At 75.0% G+C, this 8,642-nt stretch carries 8 protein-coding genes and 1 pseudogene; 6 read left to right on the forward strand and 3 right to left on the reverse strand.

Going from position 1 to position 8,642, the window contains the following annotated elements; all coding sequences use genetic code 11:
- Window positions 1–290, reverse strand: a pseudogene (locus WDV06_RS34870) (hypothetical protein); the annotation flags it as partial.
- A 231-nt stretch (window positions 291–521) separates the two neighbouring features.
- Between WDV06_RS34870 and WDV06_RS34875 the strand changes: the two are divergent.
- The 5 genes from WDV06_RS34875 to WDV06_RS34895 all read left to right on the forward strand — a co-directional run bounded on the left by WDV06_RS34875 (window position 522) and on the right by WDV06_RS34895 (window position 4,264).
- On the forward strand, window positions 522–1,091 hold the full coding sequence (locus WDV06_RS34875; RefSeq protein ID WP_395513830.1) for a hypothetical protein: 570 nt from the start codon (window positions 522–524) through the stop codon (window positions 1,089–1,091).
- Between the two features lie 128 nt (window positions 1,092–1,219).
- Window positions 1,220–2,566, forward strand: a complete 1,347-nt coding sequence (locus WDV06_RS34880; protein WP_395513831.1) for a sensor histidine kinase — start codon at window positions 1,220–1,222, stop codon at window positions 2,564–2,566.
- Window positions 2,554–3,225, forward strand: coding sequence for a response regulator transcription factor (locus tag WDV06_RS34885; protein WP_395513832.1), 672 nt, complete (start codon window positions 2,554–2,556; stop codon window positions 3,223–3,225). Before WDV06_RS34880 ends, WDV06_RS34885 begins: the two co-directional genes overlap by 13 nt.
- Before the next feature lie 49 nt (window positions 3,226–3,274).
- Window positions 3,275–3,838 carry a DUF6245 family protein gene (locus WDV06_RS34890; protein WP_395513833.1) on the forward strand — a complete coding sequence of 188 codons (564 nt, stop codon included), beginning with the start codon at window positions 3,275–3,277 and terminating at the stop codon, window positions 3,836–3,838.
- A 99-nt stretch (window positions 3,839–3,937) separates the two neighbouring features.
- Window positions 3,938–4,264, forward strand: a complete 327-nt coding sequence (locus WDV06_RS34895; protein WP_395513834.1) for an SCO2583/SCO2584 N-terminal domain-containing protein — start codon at window positions 3,938–3,940, stop codon at window positions 4,262–4,264.
- A gap of 199 nt (window positions 4,265–4,463) precedes the next feature.
- On the opposite strand, the gene WDV06_RS34900 is transcribed toward WDV06_RS34895, so the two are convergent.
- Together WDV06_RS34900 and metG are read right to left on the reverse strand one after the other, a co-directional pair.
- Window positions 4,464–5,663, reverse strand: coding sequence for a glycosyltransferase 87 family protein (locus tag WDV06_RS34900; RefSeq protein WP_395513835.1), 1,200 nt, complete (start codon window positions 5,661–5,663; stop codon window positions 4,464–4,466).
- Window positions 5,664–5,822: 159 nt separating this feature from the next.
- Window positions 5,823–7,538, reverse strand: coding sequence for a methionine--tRNA ligase (gene metG / locus WDV06_RS34905; protein ID WP_395513836.1), 1,716 nt, complete (start codon window positions 7,536–7,538; stop codon window positions 5,823–5,825).
- 433 nt (window positions 7,539–7,971) lie between these two features.
- Here metG and WDV06_RS34910 point away from each other — a divergent pair, with 433 nt between their 5' ends.
- Complete coding sequence (locus WDV06_RS34910; RefSeq protein ID WP_395513837.1) at window positions 7,972–8,502, forward strand: sigma-70 family RNA polymerase sigma factor; 531 nt, start codon at window positions 7,972–7,974, stop codon at window positions 8,500–8,502.
- Window positions 8,503–8,642: the final 140 nt, after the last annotated feature.

Raw genomic sequence — 8,642 nt, forward strand, 5'->3', positions numbered from 1 at the left:
GGCACGGGCTCCTGCGGCAGGCCCGGAGCCTCGCCGGGGTGGTGGACGGCGGGCCGTTCGGCGCCGGGCACCCTCACCCGTACGGCGGGCGGGACCACGGCCGGGGTGCCGGGCCGGGCCACGGGCGGCGGGGGCATCGGCGGCCGGGCGGAGGGCGGCCGCCCGGCCGGTACGCACACGTCGACCCGGGCTCCGCCGCCGTGACCGTCGCCGGCGACCGCCACGTGGCCGTGCAGCGGGCAGAGCGCGGCCACCATGCCCGCCCCGGCGTAGTACTGCCAAGCCGTCACCGCGGTCCTCCGATCCGGCAGCCGACAGGGGGTTACAGCTGAAGAAACGATCAAGGGCCCGGTTCGACACGCGTCCCAGAGGCCGGGATCCGTATCCGGGGGGCTGCGGGCCGCGCCGGTGCCGGCCCGGGCCCGTCACCCCCGTGGCGCAGTCCGCGGCGGCCTCCCGCGCGCCCGCGGGCCATGCTCGGAGGGACGGGTTCGCGGCTCGGCCGAGGGACGGTGGCGCGCGTGGCAGGGGACGGCCCCGGTCTGCCGGGCGGGCTGGGGGCGCGGGTGGACGCGCTGATGGACGGGCTGCGCAAGGATCCGGAGCGGCTCGCGGCGATCCCCTCCATCGCCTTCCCCGGCTGTCCCCCGGGCCCGGTCGAGGCCGCCCACGACCTGGTCGCCTCGCTCCTCCTCGCGGCGGGCGCCCCCACCGTCGAGCGCATCGACCTGCCGGGCACCGCGCCCGCGGTCTGGGCCGAGGTCCCGCCCCCGGACCCGTCGGCCCCCACCGTGCTGCTGTACGCGCACTACGACGTCCAGCCGCCGGGCGGCCCTGACCGCGCTGAGGGAGGCCTGGGGCACCGAGGCCTCGTACATCGCCACCGGCGGCTCGATCCCGCTGGTCAACGGGCTGGCCACGGCGGCTCCCGGGCGGAGGTGCTGCTGTTCGGCGCCCAGGACGGCATGTGCAACCTGCACGCGCCGAACGAGCGGGTCCTGCTGTCGGAGCTGCGCAACACGGTGGTGGCGCCGGCCGCGTTCGTCCGGGAGTACGCCGCGGACTTCCGGGCGGCGGGAGCGCCCCGGTGACGGCCGCTCCGCGGACGGACTCCCGGGGCCGGAACCGGCCGCGGCGTGCTCGTGCGCGGCTGCGTGGCCCCGGCCACGGCGGTGTGACGGCCCGTCGGGGCCGGGGGGACACCCCCTAGGCTGGCGGTATGCCCGGATCCTCCGCCGCCGTGCCCGTCCCCACAGCCGTGCCCGTGCCCGAACCGCCCCTGGCCGTGCCCGAACCGCCCGTCGCCGCCTGGAGGGTGCTGCGGCGGCCCCTGCGGTTCCTGGGGTCCTGGTGGCCCTGGCGGTGCTGGGCGTACCTCGGCAGCGGGTTCGCTCTCGGGTACGCGGTGCTGTGCGCGCTGGCGCTGCTGCTCGGGCTCGGGGTGCTGCTGGCGGTCGCCGGGATCGGGCTGGTTCTGCTGGTCGGGGCCGTGGCCGGGGCGGTGCCGCTCGGGGAGCTGGAGCGGCGGCGGCTGCGGTGGATCGAGCCGGAGCCGGTCGCCGATCCGCACGCCTCGCTCGCCGGAGCAGGCGCGGCGGCCTGGCTGCGGACCCGGCTGCGGGAGCGGGCCACCTGGCGGGAGTTCGGGTACGCCCTGCTGCTCGGGGTGGTCTTCGGCGCGGCCGGCTTCGGAGTGCTGGGCCTGCTGGCCCTCTCGCTGTTGCTGGTGGCGGCCCCCGTGATCGTGTGGGCCCTCGCGCCGGAGCCGGTGATGCTGGTGCCCGGCGAGGCGGTGGCCGGGCCGCTGGAGGCGCTCGGGGGGACCGCGGTGGGTCTGGCCGGGCTGGCGCTCGCCGCGTACGCGGCCGCGCTGGTCGGCGGGGCCCAGGTGAAGGCGGCCCGGCTGCTGCTCGGGCCGCGCGAGGAGGACGACCGGGTACTGGAGCTGACCCGGTCGCGCATCCGGCTGGTGGAGGCCTTCGAGGCGGAGCGGCGCCGCATCGAACGGGACCTGCACGACGGTGCCCAGCAGCAGCTGGTCGCCCTCAGCATGACCCTGGGCCTGGCCGAGCTGGAGCTGCGCAGGACTCCCGGTGCCGAAGGGACCGCCGCCCTCGTGCGCCGGGGGCGCGAGGAGGCCGGGCTGGCGCTCGCCCAACTGCGCGACCTCGTACGGGGCATGCACCCCCAGGTGCTGACCGACCACGGGCTGGCCGCCGCCGTCGCCGAGGTGGCGCTGCGCCATCCCGTGCCGGTCGCGGTGGACCTGGAGGTGCCCCGGCTGCCCGGACCGGTCGAGGTCACCGCGTACTTCACCGTCACCGAGGCCCTCGCCAACGCCGCCAAGCACAGCGGCGCCTCGCGGGTCGGCGTCGCCGGTAGGGTCGAGGGCGGCCGGCTCACTCTCACCATCACCGACGACGGCCGCGGCGGGGCCGATCCCGGCGCGGGAGCGGGCCTGGCGGGACTCGCGGACAGGGTGGCGATGTTGCGGGGAAGGCTGACGGTGTCCAGTCCGGTCGGCGGGCCGACCGAGCTGCGGGTGGAGGTGCCGTGCTCCGGGTGATCCTGGCCGAGGACTCCGTCCTGCTGCGCGCGGGCCTGACGGAGCTGCTGGCCCTGGGCGGCCACCGCGTCCTCGCCGCCGTCGGCGACGCCCCGGCCCTGCTGCGCGCCGTGGAGGCCGAGCGGCCCGACGTGGTCGTCACGGACGTCCGGATGCCGCCCGGGCTGCGTGACGAGGGGTTGCGGGCCGCACTCGAACTCCGGTCCCGGGACGCCTCGCTGCCGGTCCTGGTGCTGTCGCAGTACGTCGCCACCGCCTACGCCACGCAGCTGTTCACCGGCGGTCCGGCGGCCGGGCTGGGCTATCTGCTCAAGGACCGGGTCGGCGAGGTCGAGGAGTTCCTCGACGCCCTGCGGCGGGTGCACGAGGGGCAGACGGTCCTCGACCCCGAGGTGGTCCGCGTCCTGCTGGCGCCCCGGCCGGCGAAGGACCCCCTGGCCCGGCTGACCCCGCGCGAGCGCGAGGTGCTGGCGCTGATGGCGGAGGGGCTCAACAACCAGGCCCTGGCGGCACGGCTGTTCGTCACCGAGGCCTCCGTCGTGAAGCACGCGGGCAGCATCTTCACGAAGCTGGAACTGGACCCGACGGAGGGCAACCGCCGTGTCCTGGCCGTACTGGCCCACCTGCGCGGCGCGGGGGCGCAAACCGCCGCAGACTGACATCACGCGGACCTCCCCACATCCGGCCGGCGACAGGTAGCGTGCCGGTATGACGAACGAGGGGGATCATGTGACGGTGGAACAGATCGGCGCGGCGCTGGCCGCGTTGGGCCTCTACGACGGCGACAACACACCGGCCGAGCACGCCCGGAACGCCGCGGCGTTCGCCAGACCCGAGCTCTACCGGCTGCGGCTGCTCAACACCCTGCTGGGCGCCGTGCAGGGGCAGACGCAGCTCGCCGACGAGGCCGAGGAGGACGGGGAAGACCTGTTCACCGCCTGGTTCGAGCAGCTGAAGGCCGCGGGCGTCTGGGACGCACCGGCGAAGCAGATGGACTTCCTGGGCTGGCAGGTCCGGCGCGTGGGCGTCCCGCTCTACATGATCGCCCAGGACCCGGACGCCGGGCCGCTCGTGCTCGCGGCCTCGCGCGCCGGCGAGGCGACGCACACCCTCCTGGGCGTCATCGCGGCGGTCGACGCGGCGCTCGCGCGGGGCGACAACGAGACCGTCACGCGCCAGTTCGGTGTGATCGAGCTGGCCCGGAACTTCCTGGCGGACGCCCTCGACAAGACCGACGCCATGCTGAAGTCGGCCACGCCCTCCGGCGCGTAGCCGCCGCGCCCCCGGCGCAAGACCCGGCGCCCTCATAGTGATGAGGCTGTGACCTGGGGGTGTGTTCAGATCGACGGGAGCGCTCACTAGGGTCTCAGGGTGGCGAAGAACGATGCGATGCCCCCGGGGACGGGCGGCCCGGACGGACCGGACGAGGACGAGTGGGACGTGGTCCTCGACGAGGACTTCGTCCGGGCCGCCTCGGTCCGCGAACCCGCCGCGCCGGGGCGGTCGCGGACGTGGCCGATGGTCCTCGGGCTGTGCCTGCTGATGGGGGTCCTGGCCTTCGTCACGCTGAGGATGACGGACCCGTCCGACGAGGAGCGCGTGACGCCCAGGCCGCGGAAGACGGCCGACGCCGTCCCCGGCGCTCCCGCGTCCCCCGGCACGACCGCTACCGCTTCACCGTCGCCGTCTTCACCGTGAACGACCCCGGGACACCTGCGGCCGGTGACCGAGCCGCCTTCACGGGCGTGGGCCGGGTGACGGCGGTCGGGCTCGGGCAGGCTCCGACGGCCGGACCGCCGGCTTCGGGAAGCCGATCGGCCGGCCGGTGCCCCCGCGGGCGCCGTCGACGCGTGGGCGAGGCCGTACGAGGGGGCCGGCGCGCCCTGACCCCGTCCCCTCAGCGGGCCCGCGCCGGACGCCGCCCCCGCACCCCGGACCGGGCGACCACCCGTGAGGGGACCGGCCCGGACGGGGCGGCCGAGCGGGCCCAGACCGCCAGCAGCACCGGCAGCGCCAGGTAACCGAACCGCCCGGCCGGGGCCAGCAGGAAGGCCAGGGTCAGCCCCAGTGCGAGCCGGTCCGCGGCGGCGGCCACCGTGCGCGGCGGACGCACCCGCAGCGAGAGCGCCACGCCCAGCCCGCCCAGCACCAGCAGGGCCACCGCCAGGTACCAGCCCCACGGCCCGAGTTCCGCCAGCAGGTGCCCCGGCAGCGGGCTGCCCGCCGGGGTCGGCACCGTCGCCCGGCCCGTCGGGAAGGCGAACACCTGCCGCCACAGCTCCGCGGGCTGGAGCAGGGCGCCCGGCAGTACCAGGGCCGCCGTGACGGACCCCGCGGCCACCGCGCAGCGGACCGCCGCCCGGGCGCCGGAGCGGGAGCCGAGGAGGGCCGCCGCAACCGCCACCGCGGGCAGCGCCGTCCACTTCAGGGCGCACGCCGCGCCCAGGGCCGCCCCGGCGAGGGCCGGGCGGCCGGAGGCGGCCGCGCCGAGGGCGAGGCAGCACAGCCCCGCCAGTGGCAGGTCGACCCCGCTGACGGCCAGCGGAAGTGCCACCACCGGCGAAGCGACCAGCAGCGGGAGCAGGGGCGAGGGGGCCGCGCCGAGGAGGCGGCGGCCGGCCCGCATGCCGCCGAACAGGGCGGCCGCGCACCAGATGCGGGGGTCGCCCAGCAGCCGGACCGCCCACCCCCCTCCCCCGCCGGAGCCACCGCCGAGCAGGGCGCGGGGGACGCCGAGGAGGGACATGGCCGGGAGGTAGGGGGTGTAGTCCCCGACTCCGGCGGGGTGGTCGACGTACGTCTTCCCGGTGTCGAGGAGGAGACGCCCCGAGCGGGCGATCACGCCGACCTCGGACTGGCCCTGCCCGGTCAGGACCAGGTACAGGAGGGGGACGGCGACAGCGCCCAGCAGGGCCGCGCCGAGCGCCTCCCGGCGTCGGCCGAGGGCGGTGGCCGCGGCGGCGGCAAGGTATCCGCAGCCCGCGCACCAGCCCCACAGGCGGTGGGGCGCCAGGGTGGAGAACAGCGGGAAGGACAGGGCCCACGCGGCGGCGAGCAGCCAGCCGGCGGTCCACCGGGCGGTGGGGGAAGGGGTCATGGGCCCATTCCAGCCGCGCGGCCCCGGCCGGGTCTGCACGCCTGGGCGGAGCTTTCACGGTCGGGTTTTCCCTACCCCGGCCCGCCCCCGCCGGACACGCCGAAGGGCGCGGCCCCGGTGGGGTCGCGCCCTTCGGACGGCGGGTCGGGGCCTTACGCCCTACGCCTCCGGGGATCCGCCGAAGCGCTCGCGGTAGGACTCCAGGTCGTCCTCGGTGACGCGGGCGAAGAGCACCGGCGGCACCGTGAACGGGGTGCCGGCCGGGACCGCGTCCAGCGCCCTGGCCTGCTCCGGGGTCACCCAGGTCGCGGTGTCGCCCGGCAGGTCGAACGCGGTGCGCATGGCGCGCGCCGAGGCCGGGATGAACGGCTCGGAGACCACCGAGTAGAGGTGGATGAGGTTCATCGCGGTGCGCAGGGTGAGCGCGGCGGCGTCGAGGTCGGTCTTGACCTCCAGCCAGGGGGCCTTCTCGTCCAGGTAGGCGTTGCCCGCGGACCACAGGGCGCGCAGCGCCGCCGCGGCCTTGCGGTACTGGAGGGTCTCCATGTGGCCCTCGTACTCGGCCAGCAGCTCGGCGATCTGCTCGCCCAGCTTCGCCTCGGCCTCGCCGGCGGGGCTGCCCGCCGGGACCTCGTCGCCGAACTTCTTGCGGGAGAAGGTCAGGACGCGGTTGACGAAGTTGCCGAGGGTGCCGCCGAGGTCCTTGTTGACGGTGGCGGCGAAGTGCTCCCAGGTGAACGAGGAGTCGTCGGACTCGGGGGCGTTGGCGATCAGGAAGTAGCGCCAGAAGTCGGCCGGGAGGATCTCCAGCGCCTGGTCGGTGAAGACGCCGCGCTTCTGCGAGGTGGAGAACTTGCCGCCGTAGTACGTCAGCCAGTTGAAGGCCTTGACGTAGTCGACCTTCTTCCAGGGCTCGCGGGTGCCGAGCTCGGTGGCCGGGAACATCACCGTGTGGAACGGGACGTTGTCCTTGGCCATGAACTGGGTGTAGCGGACGTCCTCGGCCTCGAACCACCAGGACTTGTAGTCGCGGTTGGCCGGGTCGGCGTCGGCCCACTCCTTGGTGGAGGCGATGTACTCGATCGGCGCGTCGAACCAGACGTAGAAGACCTTGCCCTCGGCGGCCAGTTCGGGCCAGGTGTCGGCCGGGACGGGGACGCCCCAGTCGAGGTCGCGGGTGATGGCGCGGTCGTGCAGGCCCTCGGTCAGCCACTTGCGGGCGATGGAGGAAGCCAGCTGCGGCCACTCCTCCTCGTGCCGGGCGACCCAGGCCTCGACCTCGTGCTGGAGCTTGGACTGGAGGAGGAAGAGGTGCTTGGTCTCGCGGACCTCCAGCTCGGTGGAGCCGGAGATGGCCGAGCGGGGCTCGATCAGGTCCGTGGGGTCGAGGACGCGGGTGCAGTTCTCGCACTGGTCGCCGCGGGCCTTGTCGTAGCCGCAGTGCGGGCAGGTGCCCTCGACGTAGCGGTCCGGCAGGAAGCGGCCGTCGGCGGGCGAGTACACCTGCCGGATCGCGCGCTCCTCGATGAAGCCGTTGGCCTGGAGCTGCCGCGCGAAGTGCTGGGTGATCTCGGCGTTCTGCGCGGAGGAGCTGCGGCCGAAGTAGTCGAAGGACAGCTCGAAGCCGTCGTAGACCGCCTTCTGCGCGTCGTGGGCCTGCGCGCAGAACTCGGCGACCGAGATCCCGGCCTCCTTGGCGGCGAGTTCGGCGGGGGTGCCGTGCTCGTCGGTGGCGCAGATGTACAGGACGTCGTGGCCGCGCTGGCGGAGGTACCGGGAGTACACATCCGCCGGAAGCATCGACCCGACCATGTTGCCCAGGTGCTTGATCCCGTTGATGTAGGGAAGCGCGCTGGTGATCAGGTGTCGAGCCATCCTCGGATGCTCCATTTCAGTTCATTTCTACGGAATCCATGCGGTTCCTTGCGGCGGCGGCCCGCCCGGGGCGTGCCGTGCCGGATACGCATGGTGAGGCGGTTCATCGTATCGAACCGCGGGCGCGGACCCCGACCGGTATCCGGAGGGCGGACGGGGACCCCGCCGGGCCTGCGCGGACGCGCCGAGGCCGGGTACGTGCCGAGGGGATATGCGTACGGGCCGAGGGGCCCTCCGCCTGATCGACATCGTTCACGAACGGTCACCGCCCAACGTAATCCCTTCAGCTTCCTGCTCCACGCCCCCCGAGTGCGCCGGTACTGCTCTCATGGACCGGCACCAGGGGATGAGGTGGGGAACGGTGAACGATGGCGGACCGGAGGAGTCCGGTGGGGCCGTGGGACTGCCCAGCCGGCGGCGGCAGCCCACGCCCATGAGTCAGTGGAACCCGACCGCGCGCCTGTCGTACTGGGCCTTCCACACCAACCGGCGTCCGGCGTACATGCGCTTCGCGTACCTCCAGCTCGGGTCGGACGCGGACGCCGAGGACGCGGTGGACGCCACCTTCGACTCGATCATGCACGAATGGCTCCGCATGCTGCACATGGACCGCCTCGACGCCTACGCCTGGACCGTGCTCAAGCAGCGCATCGTGGACTGGCAGCAGCGCCGCGACCCCCGGCTGCGCCGGCCCGAGCCGATGGACATCAGCGCCTTCGAGGCGGCCCTGAAAGAGGCCCACCCCGACCAGTACGAGGTACTGACCGACACCATCCGCTTCTACCGCGCCCTCTCCCGCCTCGCGGAGCGCCAGCGGGACACCGTGATGCTGCGCTACGGTCTCCGGTGCACCCCGGGCGAGGCCGCCGCCGTGATGGGCGTCGACGAGGCCACCGTCCGCTCGCAGCTCGGCCAGGCCCACCGGCGCCTCGCGCGGCTGCTCGACGCCTCCCCCGAATCATGAGCCCCGCCGACGACCGCACCGGCGCGGGCGGCAGCCGCCGCGCGGCCCCCCGGGCCCTGTCCGAGTTCCTGCTCCGCGCGGGCGTGCGCGACCGCTACCCGCACTACGACCTCGGCGCCGCCGAGGCGCGCCTGCTGCGC

Origin of the sequence: Streptomyces racemochromogenes, from assembly GCF_044129415.1 — a bacterium.
Classification (GTDB): domain Bacteria; phylum Actinomycetota; class Actinomycetes; order Streptomycetales; family Streptomycetaceae; genus Streptomyces; species Streptomyces racemochromogenes_A.